13 protein-coding genes are annotated in these 21397 nt (G+C 39.1%); all 13 read right to left on the reverse strand.

Annotated features, from left to right (window positions below):
* Positions 1 to 15: 15 nt before the first annotated feature.
* A complete protein-coding gene (locus GM418_RS11525; RefSeq protein ID WP_158866180.1) occupies positions 16 to 1548 on the reverse strand; it encodes a sulfatase in 1533 nt (510 codons plus the stop codon).
* Positions 1549 to 1557: 9 nt separating this feature from the next.
* The gene (locus GM418_RS11530) at positions 1558 to 2964 is read right to left on the reverse strand and encodes a sulfatase (protein ID WP_158866182.1); all 1407 of its coding nucleotides are present in this window, start codon (positions 2962 to 2964) and stop codon (positions 1558 to 1560) included.
* The gene (locus GM418_RS11535; protein ID WP_158866184.1) at positions 2961 to 4409 is read right to left on the reverse strand and encodes a sulfatase; all 1449 of its coding nucleotides are present in this window, start codon (positions 4407 to 4409) and stop codon (positions 2961 to 2963) included. Before GM418_RS11535 ends, GM418_RS11530 begins: the two co-directional genes overlap by 4 nt.
* Before the next feature lie 8 nt (positions 4410 to 4417).
* Positions 4418 to 5887: a sulfatase family protein gene (locus GM418_RS11540; protein WP_158866185.1), complete on the reverse strand. Its 1470-nt coding sequence runs from the start codon at positions 5885 to 5887 to the stop codon at positions 4418 to 4420.
* A gap of 106 nt (positions 5888 to 5993) precedes the next feature.
* Complete coding sequence (locus GM418_RS11545; RefSeq protein WP_158866187.1) at positions 5994 to 7661, reverse strand: sialidase family protein; 1668 nt, start codon at positions 7659 to 7661, stop codon at positions 5994 to 5996.
* Between the two features lie 112 nt (positions 7662 to 7773).
* On the reverse strand, positions 7774 to 8856 hold the full coding sequence (locus tag GM418_RS11550) for a uroporphyrinogen decarboxylase family protein (RefSeq protein WP_217447774.1): 1083 nt from the start codon (positions 8854 to 8856) through the stop codon (positions 7774 to 7776).
* A gap of 13 nt (positions 8857 to 8869) precedes the next feature.
* On the reverse strand, positions 8870 to 9985 hold the full coding sequence (locus GM418_RS11555; protein WP_158866190.1) for a hypothetical protein: 1116 nt from the start codon (positions 9983 to 9985) through the stop codon (positions 8870 to 8872).
* Positions 9982 to 11235 (reverse strand): sialidase family protein, encoded by a 1254-nt coding sequence (locus GM418_RS11560; protein WP_158866192.1) that lies wholly within the window; start codon positions 11233 to 11235, stop codon positions 9982 to 9984. Before GM418_RS11560 ends, GM418_RS11555 begins: the two co-directional genes overlap by 4 nt.
* A gap of 25 nt (positions 11236 to 11260) precedes the next feature.
* The gene (locus GM418_RS11565) at positions 11261 to 12694 is read right to left on the reverse strand and encodes an FAD-dependent oxidoreductase (protein ID WP_158866194.1); all 1434 of its coding nucleotides are present in this window, start codon (positions 12692 to 12694) and stop codon (positions 11261 to 11263) included.
* Positions 12695 to 12696: 2 nt separating this feature from the next.
* Positions 12697 to 15285, reverse strand: a complete 2589-nt coding sequence (locus tag GM418_RS11570) for a sodium:solute symporter family protein (protein WP_158866196.1) — start codon at positions 15283 to 15285, stop codon at positions 12697 to 12699.
* A 15-nt stretch (positions 15286 to 15300) separates the two neighbouring features.
* On the reverse strand, positions 15301 to 16614 hold the full coding sequence (locus GM418_RS11575; RefSeq protein ID WP_158866198.1) for a sialidase family protein: 1314 nt from the start codon (positions 16612 to 16614) through the stop codon (positions 15301 to 15303).
* A gap of 79 nt (positions 16615 to 16693) precedes the next feature.
* On the reverse strand, positions 16694 to 18133 hold the full coding sequence (locus GM418_RS11580; RefSeq protein WP_158866200.1) for a RagB/SusD family nutrient uptake outer membrane protein: 1440 nt from the start codon (positions 18131 to 18133) through the stop codon (positions 16694 to 16696).
* A gap of 16 nt (positions 18134 to 18149) precedes the next feature.
* Positions 18150 to 21344 (reverse strand): SusC/RagA family TonB-linked outer membrane protein, encoded by a 3195-nt coding sequence (locus GM418_RS11585; protein ID WP_217447775.1) that lies wholly within the window; start codon positions 21342 to 21344, stop codon positions 18150 to 18152.
* Between the last annotated feature and the right edge of the window lie 53 nt (positions 21345 to 21397).

Below are 21397 nucleotides of genomic sequence, written 5' to 3' on the forward strand. Positions count from 1 at the left end.
TGGATTTTAAAGATATCATTTTTTCCCGTCTATAAATTCTTTTGTTTCTCTGTTTAAATAAGTGTACTGATAAGGATCAAAATAAAAACTGTTTTTATCAGGCACCGATTCTGCAAATGTTTTTGGAACCCACTTATTTAGTTCTTCTAGAATCGATTTATCAGGATTTTGACCGAGCAGATTATTCCATTCATTGGGATCTTTATTACTGTCGTAAAGTTCTTCAGTACCATCTTTATAATGAATAAAGTGCCAATTTTGAGTTCTTATGGACACATTTCCTGTTTTTATTTCGGAAATAGCAGGATATGCCCAATCTGAATTTGGATTTCGCAGAAGTGGCGACATGTCATGGCCATCTAAATCCGTTTTTTCAGGAAGCTTGCAAAGTGAAACCAGCGTTGGAAAAACATTGACCATATCAACGGGTTTATCGCAAAGCGAATTTGGTTTTGTAGTTCCCGGAGCGGTTATGATAAAAGGAATTTGCGTACACTCTTCCCATAACGTTTGTTTGTGCCAGTGTTGTTTGGTTCCCAGGTGCCACCCGTGGTCCGACCAAAGAACAACAATTGTATTTTTCGCAAATCCGCTGTTTTGAAGTGCATCCAAAATATCGCCAACTTGTTTGTCGGCAAATGTGATACTTGCCAAATATGCCTGAACTGCTTCTTTCCATTTTCCTTCGTCCCTGATTTGAAAAAAGTCGCGAGAACCTGCCATTGCCAGTTTTTTGCCTTCTTCGGGAATATCATCCAAATCATCTTCTTTTATTTCCGGTAGAACAACTTCATTCAGCGGATACATATCAAAATATTTTTGCGGAACATGCCAGGGCATGTGTGGCCGGTAGGTTCCAAGTGCCAGGAAAAAAGGCTTTTCGTGTTGCTTTTGAAGAAATGCTTTTGCATAATTTACCACCTGAACATCGCCGTAATCTTTTTCTTCTTTTCCCGGAATAGCGCCCCAATCGAGTTCCGAACGAATGGGATAAATTCCGTTTAACGGTTTCCATTCCGGATATTGAACGATTTCGCCGCGGTAACCATAGGAAAGGAAATATCTTTCGGCACTCCAGTCCGCAAAATTCCAAGGGTCGTCAAATACCTGATCCTGAAATTCATTCCAGCTACAAGGTGGATTATTCCCGGGAGTGTGATGAAAAACCTTGCCAGCCCCGGCAGTGTAATATCCGTTATTTTTGAAATATTGAGCGAGTGTAATTTCTTGAGGGTGGGTAGCTTTCCACCACTGTCCGTTGTTGTACAAACCTGTGGTTGAAGGGCGTTTCCCCAGCATCAAAGCGTTTCGAGAAGGGCAACAAACTGTGGCAGCTGTGTGTGCGTTGGTAAAAGCAACACCTGATGCTGCCAGCCGGTCGATGTTTGGTGTATATACCGTTCCTTTATAACCACCCAAATAACCTACCCAGTCGCGTAAATCGTCAACCGAAATAACAATTACGTTCGGATGTTCGGTGTTTTCTTCTTTTGTTTTACAGGCCATCAAAGAAATGACAAGCAGCAATATAAAAGTTGTTTTCTTCATTTTTTTGATTTATAAATCAGGCACTTGTTCTGCATTTTCTTTTGGGATGTATTTTTTTAGTCGTTCAATAACAGCTTTGTTTTCTTCATTTTGAGCTACATTGTTCCATTCGTTTGGGTCGTTTTTATGATCGTAAAGTTCTTCAGTCCCATCGGCATACTGAATGTATCTCCATCGCTCCGTCCGGATGGCGTGATTGCCTTTCATATAAGTCATTAATGCAGGTGGAATTTCTGTAGCCGTATCTTTTAACAAAGGAGCAAGACTAAAACCATCTGTATGTTCCGGGATTTCCAGGCCGCAAAGTTCACAAAGCGTTGGATAAATGGTCGTCATGTCCACTGGCTTTTCAATAATGGTTTTACGTTTTGTAAGCCCGGGAGCAATAATAATAAAAGGAATGTGGGTGGTTTTTTCCCAAAGTGCAAATTTTTCAAAGTGCTGTTTTTCACCCAGATGAAAACCATGATCCGACCAAAGAACAATAATCGTGTTGTTTTTATATGGGCTTTTATCCAGCGCGTCGATAATGTTTCCAATCATAGCGTCGGCAAACGAAGCACATGCTTGGTAGGCCTGAACATAGTCTTTGTATGCAGTTGAATCTTGTTTTTCTGCTTTTATCATCCCGTCCCAAAACCAGTTGGTTGGTTTTACCAGTTCTTTCGCTCCTTCAGGAAGGTCCTTCATGTCTTCTTCGGGAATTTGTGGCATCACTACATTTTCAGAAGGATATTTATCAAAAAATTCCCGAGGAGCAAAGAATGGCGAATGTGGTTTGTAAATTCCTACGTTGAGAAAAAAGGGCTGGTCAAATTTCTGATTCAGTTTTTGAATGGCGTATTGGGCTGTCCGGTAATCGGCGGTTTTTTTGATATCATCAGGCCAGGGGCCCCAGTCGGTATTTCGTGAACCGTACCAGTCGAGACTATTTAGTTTTTTATCGGGATAGGGTTCATTGATGTCCATCATCAGGTATTCATCAAAAGAGGCGTTATCGTGAAATGCCCAGTCTTTGTGATGATGAAATATTTTCCCTGAGCCACAAACAAAATACCCGTTTTCTTTAAAATAGCGTTGTATGGTTTTAATTTTAGGAAGTGCGCCTCTCCAATCCGAACTGTTCCCATATATCCCGGTTTTGTGAGGGCGCGTGCCTGTCATTACCGATGCCCGCGATGGATTACATGCCGGAGATGAGCAGTAAGCACGGGTGAAGAATGCACCGCGGCTTGCCAGCTTTTCGATATTTGGAATTTGAATGGGATTGTTTTTATCGAAAATTGTAGTCCAGTCATTCAAATCATCGATGGTGATGAACAGAACATTGGGTTTTTCTTGTTTTTTGTTCTCACCAAAGGAGAGAAATGCAGATAAAACAACAAATACCGAAATTAATGTGCCTTTCAGTTTCATTTTATATTTTTATATGTTTCAAGTTGTTTGCCGAGCTTTTTCTCAACTTTTGTGTATTTATCCATTCCTGCAAGATTTTTCCTTTCTACACGATATTTGCTTAAATCGTAAAGTTCCCTGTACTCAACAGAATCATTTTGCAGATTATACCAAACAGTGTATCTCCAATCATAAGTTCTGATGGTGTAACCCATGTGTGTAGCATTTTTTGAAGACAGTGCTTTGTAAGGCCTGCAGAACTGGCTGTAGGCAACATGGTTCCATTTTTTGTCAGCATTTAATAACAACGGTTTTAAACTCATTCCACTTAATTTTTTTGTAGGTTTAATACTACACAAGTCAATAAGTGTAGGATAAATATCTAATGCTTCCACAATTGCTTCTGAGCTTGCACCTTCTCTTGAAAAACCCGGAGCCGATATAATCAGAGGTATGCGGTCGTCGAGTTCAAAATTGGTCGATTTACACCATAAATTCTGTTCCCCAAGATGATAGCCATGGTCTCCCCATAAAATAACTATTGTATTTTCACTTAACTTCAACCGATTTAGTTCGTTTATAATTTTACCAATTTGAACATCAATATAACTAACGCAAGCATAATAGCTACGCCAAAGTTCCTGTTCTTTTTCGCTGGTAAGTTCCCCTTTGTTTGGAATATCAGTGTATCCTCTTAATTCCTGCCACTGATGGAATGCTATATCAGGAGCGTTTTCGGGTCTTTCTTTATCTGTTATGTTTGAAAAATCAGTGTTTTTGTACATATCCCAGTATTTTTTAGGGGCACAGAACGGAAGATGGGGTTTCTTAAATCCAATGGCCAGAAAGAATTTTTTTTCGGATTTTTTATATTCTTTCAACAGGCTGACGGCCTCATGAGTTATCTTTCCATCTATGTAGCTGCTATCTTCAACATCTGCAAATTCAAATGATGCAGCCTTTCCGCCTTTTTTATTCTCAGGTAAATAATATTGTTCTTCTTTTACGGAAATATTAAATTTTGGTGGCTCCGACCATGATATGTCATCCTGTGTATCATTTTTGCCATGATAAATTTTCCCTATGTTGTTAACCTGATATCCGGCATTAATAAAAATCTGAGGAAGCGTGATAACATCAGGAACTTTCTCCCTGAAATGGGTAACAAGATCGGTCACTCCATTTTCATTGGGTCTTAATCCGGTTAATATGGATGCTCTTGATGGATTGCATACAGCCTGCTGACAATAGGCATTTGTAAAAATAGTGCCGCTTTTTGCCAACCTGTCGATATTGGGTGTTATGGCTCTTTTGTCGCCATAACATCCGATTGTTGGGCGTAAATCATCGACAGCAATAAATAATACATTATATGTGTTTGTTACCTTATTGCTGTCTTTATGTGCAAATGTTAATAATGAGAAGAAAATAAAAGTGACTGTCCATAATAATTTTTTAACCTGCATTTTGCTGTTTATTTATCAAAATTGAGTTTTGGATCCATCATATCTAAATAAGGCACCTGTTTCCTTTCCTTTGCATCAGCTCCTGTTTCTATAATCATATTGAAAAGAGTACGGGCTTTTAACGGGTCAGTGAATGGATCGGATGTTGCCTTTTGCCATTTAGACAATTCGTCTTTTAATCTATTAAGTATTTCTGCATAATTTTTATCTTCTGAAAGGTTGGTCATCTCATAAGGATCATTTTTTAAATCGTAAAGTTCAAATTCGGGTGGATTTTTCATTAAGAGATAAGCATTTTTAACTTGTGGTGTCATATCTTCAAAAAGTTCGCCTTGACTAATTTTAACAGTGTGAGACAAGGTAAAATCATACCCGGGGTTTTCAATTCCTGAAATTGGATTGTATATTAGTTTATAGCGATTATCTCTCACTGTACGCTGAGGATAAGGATTGTGATTGGAATGGGTATGATATTCGGCAAATAAATAATCTCTCCATTTCGTTTTTTTTCCTTTTAATAACGGAAGCAATGATTTGCCGGGTAAATATTCAGGGACGTGCAATCCTGCAACATCGAGAAATGTAGGATACAAATCGATAGTACTGACCATTTGAAACAGACTTTCATTTTCCAAACTTTTGCCTGGCCAGGAAATAATCATGGGAATTATAATCCCACCTTCATAACTCGTTCTTTTTCCCCGTAATAAATCAGCTCCGTGGTCGCCGATATAAACAATCAATGTATTATCGTATTTTCCGCTTTCTTTCAGTACTTTTAGCAAGTCACCGATATAGGTATCGAGCCGCATAATGCAATTGTAATAGTTAGCAGTGGCCTCTTTCATTTTTTCATTGTTCGCTTCCATATAAGGAAGAGCATCTACATCTTTAGCAGTTAAAGGTTTTTTAGGCAATCCGTCAACTTGTTTCAAAAAAGGAGCGTGTGCATCGGGATAATTTACCTGCAAATAAAAGGATTGATTTGTGCTATTTATAAATTCCCTGGCATCTGTGGCATAACCAGCCATATTTTTTCTTCTGAAATTGCTGTCGTTAATTGGGTGAGATGGAGAAATATAATCGAACGGAAATGCAGATTCAGGGTTTACGTGCAATTTACCGATTATGCCAGTGGTGTAGCCGGCAGCTTTCAAACTTTTAGGAATATTGGGTGTTTCAGGGTTGTACATTTGATATTTCCATGTTGCCAGTCCAACTTGTCCGCTTTGATGAGGGTACAGACCCGTGAGGAAAGCAGCACGCGATTGTGAACATCCGGATTGAGGAACATATGCATTTTTGAAAAGAATTCCGTCTTTAGCAAGCTTATCAAGGTTTGGCGTTTTCACAGGTGCACCATAGCAACCCAACTCCGGGCCGTTATCTTCTGAAACAATAAAAAGAATATTAGGCTTTTCCTGACTGTTGGAAGAGAATATCGTAAAACAAAAAAGCATTGTAAATAGCCCTTTCATGATACAATTTTTAGACATATAAAGTCTGTTAAGGTCAATTAGTATTTTATTTATTTTTGCCTTATTCACTCTGAAGAACAATATTTGTTTATTAAGTAAACTATTATTAATCATTTGTTTCGATGTCTAATATTTCTTTCAGTGGAATGCTTTCAAAAATGAGGTCCGACTGGCTCCCTTCGTATAATATACCAACGGTATTTTCATCAATTGAAGTTATACAAGAATATCCGCGGCTTTTTCCTTCATCGAGCAACATCCAGAATTCTTCCGGCCACGTGTTTCCATTATCAATACTTACCTTCAGCGTCATGTGGTGCCGACCGGTTTTGGTATTTGGATTGGAGAATAGGAGAATGCTTTTTTCTTTTCCGTTTTCATGATAAATATGTTTGTGAATCGAAGCCATACATGTTGATTCGATTAAAGCAGATCGTGAAGATGGATGCTCTGTCCATGTTTGACCAAGATCGTTGGTGGTAACAACTACCCGGCCATTGGTATCGGTTGAATTTGAACGATTTGGATTATAACGGGCATTTAGCATAAGCCTTCCATCGTCAAGTTGTGCCACCATGTTTTCGGTGGTGTTGGAATAGGCAGGTTGACTTGTTTTCCATGTTTTCCCTTCGTCTGTGCTATAAGTAATATTTGAAAATGACCTGCCGTTTTTATCACGGCCCTGTGTTGGAAAAACCAATGTACCATCTTCGAGTGTAATGCCATGTCCGGGCGCCGGAGCCCATAACCACCACGCTTCTTTTTTGCACATTTGGGTCAGATTTTCCGGTGTACTCCATGTTTTTCCATCGTCGGTTGAAGTAGCTATCAGAAACTGGGCAGTTTGTTTTACACCAAATCCGGGTTGCGAACCATTGTTTCGCCACTGGTGATTCCAGGCTTCGCTGTTTTCATTCAGATTTTCTATCCACTTTCCGTTTTCATCCAATACGCCGTACATCCAAAGTCCGGCAAGAAATATTTTATTTGAATTCTTATCGACAAGAATACAGGGGTCGCTAGCTCCGTTAAATTTTTCAGGCAGACCGCCCCATTCTCCCATGTCCAGGCCAATACGCATAGGCTCCCAGGTATTCCCTCCGTCGGTGCTGCGACTCACACCAATGTCAATATCTCCTTGCAAATCACGACTGCTGTTTCGGCGGGCATCGTAAATGGCCAGTAATGTTCCTTTGTTTGTGGTTGTCAATCCCGGAATACGGAAGGTATGAACATTGTCGTCGTTTTGTTGTCGTATGGCAACTCCAATGCGAAGAGGATGCCGGGAACCTTTTTTTTCGGGAATTACCTTTTTGTTATTTATTACAAAGTAGGGGCAGGAAGCATTTATCTTGTGAAATAAATTGGCATCATCTTTTAGTTTTATTAATACGTTGAACAGGATAGTATCATTTTCGAAATTTACATTGTCTGCAAAAATGATCTCAGAAGAAGGCGAAACGGGTTTTCCAAATGGCATTTGATTATTGTTATCCTGGCTTTTGGTATACGACAAACGTACTGTTTCAATATCGTTTAAATCGGTTGTGCCATCAAGGGAAACGGCAATTTTCTGCACGTTTGCTTTTTTAGACGAAACAGTCATTTTTGTTTGGAGAACCGGATTTTTATTTTTTAAAATAAGAACGGGTATATGAGATTGCTTAGATTCAAGGCGAATGGTTTTGTTTTTATTGGCTGATTCAACATACTTAGGGAAATAAATGCAAAGGATTAAAATCCAAATAATCGTGAAGAATAATTTTGTTTTCATATGTATAAAATTATTTGATTTTTGGATGTTAAAAAAATCGCAAGCATTAAGTAATTTGCATAAATTGATTAAAATCTGTTTGTATCAAATGATGAAAAATTACAATGAATTTTTAATATTTCCCGAATTTATATCCTGTTTTATACATTGTTATTATGTTTTCAACAGGAATATCATCCTGAAGCACCGGGTGGCCGGGTGAAAAGATATAACCTCCGCCAGATTTTAATGCTTCCACAATACGTTGTGTTTCAGTTTTAACTTCTTCAATTGTTCCACGTGAGACGACATCTTGTACACTTATTCCACCTCGTAAAGTAATTTGCTGACCATATTTTTCTTTTATCTCCAGTGGGTTCATACTTTCAGGTTGAATGGGATCGAGTATATCCACTCCAAGTTCAATGAAGTGAGGGATGAGTAATTCGATATCTCCACAGGTATGGAGGAGAAGTTTGATATTATGTTTATGTGCCAACTCAGCCATTTTTTTCAGGAGTGGTGCTACATACTCTTCAAAAAGTTCCGGGCTGATGAGCAGTGTATTTTGCATCCCCAAATCGTCGGCAAGGGCAAAAATATCAATCAAGTCTCCGGCTTCTTCAAACATTCGCCGGTAATATTCATAATAAAAGGAAGAAATTTTTCCGAGTATATAATGTGCCATGTCAGGATTTGCCATCATATCCATCATCAGCGTATCCATTCCACGAATATATGTGGCATGCTGAAATACCGAAGCTCCCGAGGCCATAATTGAAAAATCATTCCATTCTTCCAGTTCTTTTCTCAGGTTGGAATAGTCGAACCAGTTGTTATCCGGCCAGAGATATTTTTCGCATTCTTCTTTTGAAAGAGCATTTGAGAGTGGGGGTGGTGGTGCTTCCATTGTCCAGCCGGCGTCAGTTTTATTTTCGAATTCACGCATATTCCAGAAACTAAAAATTCCGCCCTTCCAGTTTGTAAATAGTTCATTTTCAGGACCGATATATTTGGGGACCGTTCCTGAATTCAGGTCAATGCCACGCATATCATAAATATCGATATGTAGTGATTTTAGCAGTTCTTTGTCGGTTGTTACATCTAATGCTTTTTTAAGTTTGGCTACAACCCATTTTGTGGCATTCATATGTGCCGGAACCTTATCCGGTTCCCTGTGGTTTGTGGCAAGTTTTATACGTTGTTTTGAATCCATTGCTTCCATAGTTTTATCCAAAGTATTCTTTTGAAACAAATTTTGCCTCTTCAAAAGATTCGGCTTCATAAACCAGCGAAATCCCTGTGGGGTACATTTGTTGTATTTTTCCTGATAGCAAATCCTCCTGAGTTGGGCGAATTCGCAATAAGGGTATTTTTTTATTTTGTGCCAGCTGATATGCTGAATTTACATCGTTTAGGTAAGATTGTCCAAAATCAAAAGACTGAATTGAAGGGAGCTCAAAAATTTCTTTCAGATTAAAATCTATTTTTCCACAGGAATGGATTCCACCGCCACCCATTTCCTTTAATACGAATTCATCGTGAGGAGCCACTTGTGCTGCATACATATCCGAAGAAATCATAATAGCGGAATCGTTTCTTATCAGGATATTTCCTTTTATCGGAATGGCATGTTGATAAGAGTATTCGTCAATGTCTGATGATATTAATGGTTGCAGATGTTTTGCAAATCCAATCTGTGCTTTCGCCATAAGGTGTAGCCCGTTGTCAATCATTTCAGGATCGAGGATGAAGTCGGTGTAAATTTCGCTTCCCCTCAGTAGTTCAAGTGAATCCAGTGGCCCCTGAAGGTCGGGCAAAACAATTTTGATACATTTTTGCAGATTGGGAAAATCGGCTAGGATATCGTTGTAAAACCGGTATCTTTCAACAACCTGCGGGCAAATACCCTGAGAAAAATCCAGTGGATCTTTGTCAAAAACAGATTTGAATTCATCCGGTGTTTCAAAGTGGCGCACCCAAGGGGGATTGTCGTCGCGTTGTTCCACATTCCCCCCAAAAAGTGAAGCAATAATTACTGTACCGAAATTAGCTCGGACAGTGTAAGGTAGGTCGTCTTCGATTTCAGAATGTAAAAAAATGCTGGTATCAAAAGCATGAACGAGTTCATTGAAAAGCATCTTTTCAGGATCATCAAAAATTTCACGATGAGGAAAAGGCAGTAACTTTGTCGGTTTTGGATAAGGATAGGAAATAATTAAAGGAAGCCTTTCCACCGGTTCCCAGCTTAAGGCTTTGCGATGAATAGTGTCAATTTTATGCTGGTTTTCCAGACTTAATTGATCTTCGAGCGTTAGTAACAGATTGTATAATAGTTTATTCATTTCAACATGTTATCAAGTTCTTCCAATTTAAACCGGGTTGAAACGAGAGAGTAATTCTCCCCCGGATGATAACTAACAGAGTTTGTAGCAACAAAGGTTCCGTCAGGCAGTACTTCAAGTCCTGGGTATTCCGTTGTTTTATAAGTATGTAAAAGTTTTACCCTGTATTGTCCTTCACGTCCTTCAACCAAATCATCGTAAGTACCAACCCATGCAACAAAGTGGCCTTTGGTGGGGCTGTTTTCTGCAACATCTCTGCCCACAATAACCAGGCGGCCATCCGGAGCATATGTGGCCTGATGTCTGTCCATTGTTACACTGGCTGTAGATTGGTATGGTTCAGACCAGGTTTTTCCTTCATTATTTGAAATCATTATCCATGAATTGTAGTCTCTGTTGTTTTCACGAATCAGCATTAATAACTGATTACCATCCGGAGAACGAATAACTTCGGGTTCGCAAAGTTTAAAGGTAGAGCCAAGATCTAATATTACCCGCCAGTAGCTCCAGGTTAATCCGCCATCAGTTGAATGGCTTTGAGCAATGATGTTGGTTCGATCCCATTCTCCAACCCTCCTGAGATTGGTGAAACCCAGCAAACTTTTCCCACCCTCAGCAGATACAATAGCAGTAAATGGCATAACAGTAGGCGGCAATGAATTTTCACTTAAGTATCCTTTCCTGTCAGACAAAGGTGTTGCTTCCATTGGTGACCAGGTAGTACCTCCATCTTCAGAAATTGACTGGTACATTTGAAAGTCTTTATTTCCATCCAGCGGAAAGTCTCTTTTTATAAATTCTTTTCGGATTTTTCGATTGGCAAATATGAATAAACGTTCTTTCCCCTGTGGGTCAGTCAAACGATAGAGTGGAGGACAATTTTCATATTGAGACCAGTTTTCAGGAACATTTAACAGCCCGCTCCATGTAAGTCCACCATCGGTACTTTTTTTTAAAGGACCTACCGGGCCACCATGACCAAAGGTCCAGGCAACAAACATTGTTTTGCCATCGGGCATTAATAAAGTACTGCAATGTCCGTTTCGCTTGTCTTTTGTGCCTTTTGATATGATTACATGACGGGAAGAATCCTTTGAAATGTCTACTGTTGGAATGCTAATGTTTCTTTTATCGAAACCAGTTGTATCTGCAGAAATGCTGGTATTTGCCGGCCTGTTATTGCAACTGTTTAAAACTATAATGGCCAGGCCTGTAATCAGAAGTCTAAAATTTATATTGGATAATTTCATTCTTAAAATTTATGTTGGAATTATTTTATGTTTGATCAACTCTTGGATAAATAGGCGGCAACTGTTCCTTTTCGATAATGGCACCCGCTGCTTTTAATTCTTCCCTGAGCTTCTGAATATCTATTTGGTGAAAGGAAGTGTCTTTTCTGACCACCTGTTTTGCAGCCATTCCTGCTGCTTCGCCCATGGCCATACATGGCGCCATAACCCTTACGGGGCCCAGAACCTGGCCTTCCACACTTACTGCCCTTCCCGGACAAATGAGGTTTTCAACCGGTTTTGGCAACATAATTCGGTAAGGAAGCGGTGTGCTCAATCCCTTTTTTATTTTGTATTTGTAACCGGTTATTTCGTCATTGGCAAAAGGTTGTACACTTGGTTTTTCGGGGTCGGGTAAATCCCATCCATACATGCTAAAGCCAATACAATCGTCAAATGTCTTATCCTGTGCCAGGTCGTCAATTGTGAGCATAAAATCGCCAACTATACGGCGGGTTTCCCGAACACCCATTTGCGGAGCTATGGTTTTAACGCGGGCATTTTCAAATCCTGGAATGTATTTTCTGAAAATTTCCATTAACTTTTGATTCTCTTTTCTTCCTCGCTTCATTCCCTCTGAAAGCGATTTTCCATCTGTCCCGTCTACACCGGTAAGTCGATTGGTATTGATATAAAACTCCCCGTCTTCAACCAGTTTGGTAGCAATAAAAATATCGTAAGGGAAGTTCCAGATACCTTTATCCCGTAGTTCGGTTATCAGCTTTCGTAATTTGGGATCCTTTTCTTTTTCAATGTATTCTGTAAGCGCTTTTTCATCTACATTATACACATGAAAGATAAGAGAAGCCGGTGTCATTTTTCCATCTTCCTTTCTCCCTTTTATGGTCTGGCAGCCTGATTTAAATGCTACTTCGGCATTCCCTGTAGCATCAATTACTGCTTTTGTTTTTATCGCCTGAAGTCCGCCCCTGTTGTAAACGATCAGATGTGAAATGGTATTTTTTTCTGTAATCACATCAACAAATTGTGTTTGAAGTAACACGTCAACACCTGCCATCTCCATTTTTTCATCCAGAAACAGGTCAACAGCAAAAGGATCTAACGGAATCCCGTGGATAAACCAGTTGAACCAACCGTAAGGGTGATATTTTTCTCCTTCTTTTAATTGGGGTAAAACAGCATATCCGCGGCTGGCAGATTCTTCTGCCAATGATTTAAACAGTCCGCCAACAACCCACGCACCTTCCTGTGTTCTTCCGCCGAGCCAATGTGAAACCAAACCAGTTACTGCCATTCCGCCAAGTTGGCCCATGCTTTCAATCAAGAGTGTTTTTAACCCCTCCCTTTTAGCGGACAAAGCCGCAGCACAGCCGGAAGGGCCTCCCCCGCAAACTACTACATCGTATTCAGAGGTAACAGGAATATCTTGTTTATATAAAATTTGTTTTATTGAGTTCATTTCTATTGTTTTTTTAATACTGAATAAATAGTAAGTCCCTTTGTACTTTTTGTATCAACAAAAAGCAAGCTGGCCAGGTAGCCAATAATAACGCAACTGATGATTCCAATACCACTATAAAGGAAAAAGTGTAATGACGTAAAGTTTTTCACCCATAGAAGTATAATTGCACTTGTAAGAGTGCCAATAACAGCACCTTTACCATTGGCCCTTTCGCTAAAAATTCCAAGGATAAAAACTCCGGTCATGGCACCTGTAAAAAGTCCTGCAAATTCAAGGACAATATCCCAAACAGAAGTGATATCGAAAAAGGTCATTACAATGGCGATGAGCGTTCCCATGACACCCAGGCCTGCAGTTATCCACCGGGCAAGCGAAACTTTTCGGAGTTCCGATTTTGAACTCACACGGCGGTGCAGAAAATCACGCATCAATACTGTAGTTGAACTGTGAATAGAACTGTCGACACTGGACATGGAGGCGGCAAAAATCCCGGCAATAATTATCCCGCTTATCCCTGAGGGAAGGTTTTGTCCAATAAAAAAAGGTACGATTTCGTCGTTGGCAAGCGCGGGATCTATTAGGTTAGGATTGACTTTGTAAAAAACATACAGCGCAGTTCCCAATCCAAAAACAGCCATCGCCCAGGGAATGGATACAGCTACATCAGTCCATAAGGCTTTTGCTGTCTCTTTTTCATCGCGGGTAGTTAAATACCGTTGTACCACCGACTGGTCGGTGGACATCGTTCCCAGCCTGTTGAAAATATTACCGATTATTATTACCCAGAAAACGGCTGTTGTGAGATTGAGATCAAAACTCCCGAAACTGAATTTATGGTCGTTCCAGGCCACATTGGTAAATGTTGTAAATCCTCCGTCAACATTAAAAAAGATATAGAAGATTATCAGGAAAATACCGCCAAATAATACGATAGCCTGAATTACATCAATCCATATAACCGCATGCATTCCCCCCAGAACTGTATATGTTGTGGCAAGTAACCCGATAATCAGGATACAAATTATGGTATCCATACCGGTAACAGCAGACAAAGCAATGGCAGGGAGGAATATGATGGCTCCCAGCCTCCCGATAAGTTGGAATAACAGGTAAAGTGCGGCTATGAATTTGCGAATAAAAGGATTAAACCGTTTTTCAAGGTATTCATAAGCACTGGTCACATTTAAACGCCTGTAGAAAGGTACAAAGGCATAAATAACAACAGGTACAGCAACAAACCACGTGAGTACACCGGCAAAATAGCTCCAGTTGGTGGCAAATGACTTTGCCGGTATAGACATAAAGCCAATGGAACTTACCTGGGCTGCCATCATACTCAGTCCTGCTGCCCAGAACGGAATTTTTTGTCCACCCAGAAAAAAGTCTTTTGATGATTTATTCTTAGAAGAGAAATAGTATCCAAGAAATGCAATTAATGCCAGGTAAATAAACAACATGGCATAATCCAATGTCGAAAAATTGTCTTTTTTTACCGAGTTAATGGTAGCACTTAATACTCCGGGCGTTCTTTTTCCAGGCCTGAGTTCACCTCCGGGGATAACAATCTGGTCGTTCCACATTAATGCAGTTGTATTGACTACTCCTCGGGGCATTTCTCCTGCTTCTGTCCAGGTATTGGTAATGGTATTATACGATAAGATTTTGTTTGTGAATCGGTATTTATCTTTTACTTCCAGAATTTTATCAACGTCATGTCCGTCGGAGCCGCTAAAAAGAAAGATTTGTGAGCCTCCCACCGGAAGCACGGGAGCAGCAAGAGCAGGATAGGGCATGTTTGCTTTCTTTGTCCATTCCCCGGTTTTTGGGTCGAATGAGTAGCTGTCGTTAAGATAGCCGGCATCTGATTTTCCGCCAAAAAGAAACAGGCAATTATAATCGCCGTTTGATTGGGTAACCAGTGATGAACCAAATCGTTCACCTCCCGGACAAGATTCCTGTTTTTCCCAGCCCATTTCATCACTATCCAGATTTAATCTCCAGAAATTATCCGTTATTTCTTCTTTTTCGTTATCCTGAGTTTTACCACCACAGACATAAATTATATTGCTTATAGCTGCAGCAGAAAAATAGGAAGTAGCTACCGGAATTGGTGGTATTTTTTGTTGAATTTCTATTTTTTGATTTTCACTATTCCAGTGAAGCAAAAAAACGTTATTGTATTTTTGATTTTCACCTTGTCCTCCGATGCACAACAATCCTTCGGTAGTTGTGACTGCTGCTCCATGTGCCATAGAATATGGTAAATGTCCGGCAAAATGCCATTGGTAATTATCACCGCTTTTGATACAGACAAATACGGAATCAGTGTAAATTTTTTGCCCTCCCTCCCAAAGAGGTTTATCAAAATAAGAACCTCCGGCTACAATGAGGACATCGTCATAAATTCCTGAAAATGCACCGGCAACTCCTTTTTTTACAGGAATATCAGGAATTGATGATTCGGAAAAATTAAGCCAGTTGGCAGATTTTTGATTTGAATTACTGGCCAGAATACCATTACTGGCCAGTAAAATAAACAGGGACAAAAAAAATAATATCTTTTTTATCAAACTGAATTGAAGTGTCATATTAATCAAAGTAATTTATTGACTTGTTATCCATTCCAAATTAAAATTTATACAGTAAACCGGCTTGTTTATGCCTGCTTCGTATATAACTAAAATTGTATTGTCGGGTAGTAGAGTAAGATCGCTGTACCAGGCCGGGCCTTCGTCTGCAACTTTGGAAACAGGCCAGCTTTCTCCTTCGTCGTGACTTAAGCGTATAACAAGCTTTTCGCGTTTTCCCGGAATTTCATTTTTGCTATATAAAAGAATTTTTTTGTCAGTGTTTTCAGAAGGGATAGCCACTAATCCACCGTCACAGGGATTGGTTAAAGGGAAATTGGAGTCAATCTTAATATTAGTCCATGTAGCCCCTTTGTCATGACTAATTCCGGTTATACGTCGATTGTCGGTTTGCCCGGAAGTTACACTAACGTAACGGGAATTGATGTATACATCTCCGTTTTCCAGTTCTGCTATTCTCGACTCATTCATGTTTAACCCATCATGGCCAAAAGCTGAACCGTAGTGCCATGTTTTTCCATGGTCATCACTATAAATGGTGCAAATACCGTATTGCCTTTCTTCTATCGGTATACTTCCTTCATCTATTTTTCCGAGGGCAGTTCTGTTCCATAGCTGGAGAAGAAGCCGTCCGCCTGTAAGTTGAATTCCATGCCCGGGGCCCGGCATATGAAAAGCTCTACCGAGATAGTCACATGGATATCCGTTAACATCGGTTATCCAGTTGCCGTTTTCATCTTTGTTGGGAGATCCGTCTTCTTTTGCATTTAAAAGGTCTGTAACTTCTGTTCTTTCAGACCAGGTTAATCCGTCGTCATCACTGTATTTGTAGAAAACTTTTGTATATCGTTGCAGGTTTTGTTCGGCAACAGCTCCTTCGCTTAAAGAGTAGAAGAAGAATATACGTCCGGTTTCTTTATCTACTATTGGAGCTACATTTGTCCATACTTCTTTTTTGTTTCTATCATCAATGGGGGCAATTTCATTTGCATGAGCAGACCAATAATTACCATCGCATTTTTCAATGTAAATATTTTTGGACCAAGTTTTTCCATTGTCTGCACTTCTTCTAAGAACGAGTGATTTTGGATCTTCGTCGCCTGCAATCGGACGTTCTTCGGCAAATGCAAGTACAGTTCCTTTTGTTGAAACGATGATTCCGGGAATTCTGTACATTTCAACATTTTCTTCGGTAGGATTCCAGACTATTATTTTTTGTGGATTATTGTTAATATATTCTTTCCTTTTGTTTTTTTTTGACTGACATGAATTGGCCAGAAAAAATATACAAGAGATAAGAAGTAAGAGTGATATTTGTTTTGTTTTCACGGATATCATTTTTAGATATTGGGTTAATCTTTAATATAACAGGATTGGCCTTTTAAGCCAATCCTGTTATATTACATTTTTAATCGTATCCAACAGTTTGTTTAATATTTTCGTTAGAATTGAGTGATTCGTCATTGACAGGCCAAAGGAGGATATTAGTCTCATTTTCACGGCCATTTAGTGTTTCAACTCTTTCGAAAACTTTTCCGAAACGAATCAAATCAAACCAGGCTTTTCCTTCCGATGCAAATTCTTTTAAACGTTCATTTAAAATTAGTTCGTCAAGTTCATCTTTCGAATAATTTTCAGAATAATAATTTTCGACTGCATATGCTCTTTTGGCTATTTTATTCAGTTGTGCCAATGCCTGATCGGTATTCCCTAATTCGTTTTCAATTTCGGCTTTAAACAGGATTGCTTCTGCATAGCGGTATACTCGTGTATCTGTGTCCAAAATTCTGGTTTCATTTGACCAGATTCCCAGAAATTTATTTATCCAGCTATTGTAACCTTCATAAACATCAACATTTACTTTTGCCCGCGTATCGGATTCATTCTCCCACAAAAAGTCTTTAAAACTGTCTTTGTATATTACCCATTGTGTTGTTCCAAGTGGAATAGGATTATTAATCAGACTTTCATCTTCAATGTTTGCAATGGGAATAAGAAAATCATCTGCATACGGATTTTCAGCTTCATTTTCGGCATAAACAATTTGAAAGAGGATTTCCTGATTATCGTCATTTCTGAATACATCCTGGTAGCTGTCTGAAAGTTTATCTCCACTATTTAAAACATAATCAACAGCATTGTTTGCAATGTCAATTGCATTTGAATCTCCTTTTACTTTTGCCAGCCATAAATAAATATCAGCCTGCAGCATGGAGGCAGTATATATAGAGGCTGTACCCTGAGGAACAGTATAATTCTCAGGAATAAGCTCTATTGCTTTGCTTATATCTTCTTTTACCTGATCAAAAACTTTGTCCTGCGGTTCTCTGGATGGAAATAAATCTTCTGCTTTGTCTGATTCAAACCCGGAAGTTAAAATTGGGGCGTCTCCCCATATACGGGCAATATAGTAGTAAGCAAAAGCTCTCATAAAGTAAGATTCACCCAATATAAAATTTTTATCATTTTCGTTTGTAAAATCCATATCAGGGGTATATTTCAAAATAAGATTACAGTCGTTAATTAACCGGTAAAGACTTTCCCAGTTTGTCCCATAACTGTCACCATCCAGTAAATTGGTCCATAAATCATTGTAATAATAAGAGCCCAGAGAATATCCATCCGTATAAAATCCGGTTCGGTAGTCTCCCCAAGCCAAATAGTTTACTCCAAAAGCTGTTCTGAACTGGGAGAATGCACCATACATTGCGCCTTCAGCATCATTTGGCGATTCCCACATAGATGCGGAAGTTATTGAACTTTCAGGAGTAACATCTAACATATCTTCACAGGAAGTAGTGAAAAGGACTAACAATATTATTTGTGTTATTTGAATTATTTTTTTCATGATCTCAAAATTTCTGTTAATACGTTACTTTAATACCAAAATTAATCCTGCGTACAGGTGGATACCCGGTGGAAGAGCTGTAATTGTTGGTAGAAACTTCAGGAGGAGTGGCAAGCACTTCTGTAAAATAATGCAGGTTATTTCCGGAAATGAAAATATTGGCATTTTTAAATCCGGTTCTTTTTAGGAGTTTTGAAGGGATGTCATAAGCAACTGAAATTTCCCTTATACATAAATAATCTCCTTTGAATGTTACGGCATCGCTATCTCGCCTGTAATTCCAGTTTTCTTTACTGTCATGCGGAGCAAATCGTGCCCATTTTGTTTTGGCGGCATCACCTTCTTCTTTCCATGCATCCAGAGCCTGTGTTACAGGGTTAGCGTTTGAATTGAAAGTACTCATCATATGGTATTTAAATCCAACATCCATCATAGAGTGTCCCATGGCCCAATCGAGGAATAGCCTGAAGGTGAAATTTTTATATTTAACGGTGTTGTTCAACCCGCCTGTTGTGTGTGGCGTTGTACGTCCTAGTTCGAAAACATCAACCGATGTTATTTCACCGTCTCCGTTTCTGTCTATCCATTCGTAATCACCAGGCATTTTCCTGCCTTTTACTGTAGTGCCGTCTCTATAGTCGTAACCAACGGCATATTGGTCGTACAGAGCATTTTCAGCCTGTTCAAAATTGTCAATGAGATAGTCTACTTTGAAACCATAAAAACGATCGAGTGGCTCACCTTCAGCAATCCCTCCAAATGCTGAACCATCAGGCAATTGGTAGCCTCCAATTCGGTTTTTGTCCCTTCCGTTATCAGGTAGTTTCACTACTTTATTTTTCACATAACTCCATGTAAAATCGGTTGACCATGTAAAGTCATTTTTCTTTATATTGGTTGATGAAATTTGGAAATCAAATCCGTAATACCTCACTGTTCCAATGTTTGTGGTAATACTTGAAAAACCGCTTGTGTTGGGCAATTCTTTGGCGAATAATAAATCGTCGGTTTTTTTGTTAAATCCATCAATTAAAAATGTTAACCTGTTTTTAAACAAACCTGCATCCAATCCCAAATCGTATTGTGTTGTAGTTTCCCATGTTAAATCCTGGTTGGCCATGGAAGTATTTCTGATGCCTGCATTTCCGTTGTATTTGTATGTTGGAGAGTATACACCCTGGGCGGCATTCAACGAAATAGCATTATTTCCAGTTTGTCCTAAGCTGCTTCGCAATTTCAAAGTAGAAATAGTATTCTGGTTTTTCATAAAATCTTCCTCTGTAATTATCCAGCCTAAAGAAACACTGGGGAATAGCGCCCATTTTTTATTGTCTCCAAATCTGGAAGAACCATCTCTTCTGACTGATGCTGACAAAAGGTACTTTTTATCATAATCGTAAGCCAGACGAGCAAAATATCCAATTAATACATCTTCTGTTTTTGTTGAAGTGGCATCTCCTGCTGTTGGGGCCGCATTTAGGGTCGATATTTTATCAGTGCTTCCACCATAGGCATAAGCATATAAATATTTATATCTGACGTCCAGGTACGAAAGCCCAACCATACCTTGAAAATTATTTTTACCTAATGAATTTGAATAATTCAAAACACCTTCAAGCTGTTCTTTCCTTGTTTGTGAAAAGCTTGATTCTGCTGGTCGGCTTCCGTTGAATTCATTTGCTTTTTCAAATGTGTCTGATTGAGATGTTAAAGTATTTTTATTTCCTGAAAATGTTGCCAGCAAATGTTTTGTAATGTTCCAGTCCAGCGTAGCGGCTACATTAAACCCTTGTTTTATTGTACTTCCATCATGATAATATTCCCACCATAGTGGATTCGGCGAAGTAGCATTAAATCCTCTTGTTGGGGTTCCGTCGTCATTATACAATCTTTGAGTAGGTGCACTATAAAGTGCTCTTGTTATAGCATTTACCTGAGAATCATAGGCTTCTGATGTGTTTTCATGAAAGTCAAAACTAGTTGATAATTTGACTTTTTCTGATAGATTTATACTGGTATTTGCACGGGCAGAAAACTGTTTCCATCCGGTACCTATTGACACACCTTTATCATCAGTATAACTTATTCCTCCGGCATATTTCAGAGCATTTGTGCCGCCGGAAGCACCTATATAATAGTTTTGACGTAAGGTTGGGTTAAAAATGATATCGGCAAAATCATTATCCTGGAAGACAAGTGTTTTTGAAGGGTCCACGGGGTCGGGCATTGTTTTCCATCCGGAGGGTACTGTTTCGCCGGTTTCCAAATATCTTGTTGTATAAATTGAATTCTCATCGTTATTTGTACTGGCTCCATAGCCATATGTTGAATTCCATGAAGCATTGGGGCCTCTTTCAATACCCAGTCTTTCAAGTGTCAAATATTCTTCAGCATTACATAAATCGTAATATCTTTCGATATTTTGATAGGATAATGTTGATTCGAAAGTAATTTTTGGAGCCCCGGAGGTGTCTCCTTTTTTTGTAGTAACCAAAACAACTCCGTTAGAAGCCCTGGAGCCATAAATAGCGGTTGCTGCAGCATCTTTTAGTACTTCGATAGATTCTATATCTTTAGGGTTTACTTCATCTAATCCCCGTTCTAATCCATCAATGAGTATTAATGGAGAATTGCTGTAATTAATAGAAGATCCGCCACGTATCCGGATGCTTGGTGTTTCTCCCGGCTGTCCGGAAGAACTATAAACCCGAACACCTGCAACTTTTCCTTTTAATCCGTCTGCAACATTGTTTACCGCAATATTGTTAAGTTCTTCGGTTTCGTATTTGGAAATAGCTGTGGTCAATGTTTTTCTTGACTGAGTTCCATAGCCTATAGCCACAACTTCTTCCAAACCGATAGATTCTTCCTCTAACATAATATTGATTTGGTTTTGGTTTCCTACTTTGGCTATTTGAGGTTTCATCCCAACAAAGCTAAAGGCTAAAGTTGCATTTTCATTAACATTAATGGTATAAAAACCGTCACTATTTGTTACGGTTCCATTTGTGGTACCTTGTTCTACCACAGTGGCTCCAGGCAGTGGTTGCCCTAAAAGATCAGCAACTGTTCCTGTAATTGTTTTTGTTCCCTGAGCAAATATACTTGCTGAAAAAAGCATGAAAACAAAAAACAAGTTCCAGAAAAAGAAAAAGTTAATGAAGCGAAATCCAGTTTCGCCAATTTTAAGTCTAGGTTCTTTTTTTTTCATAGATTTACATCGTTTTTAATTTTAATTCAATACGTTGAGTTAAAGAGAACAGA

The sequence above is a fragment of the Maribellus comscasis genome (assembly GCF_009762775.1).
Lineage (GTDB): Bacteria > Bacteroidota > Bacteroidia > Bacteroidales > Prolixibacteraceae > Draconibacterium > Draconibacterium comscasis.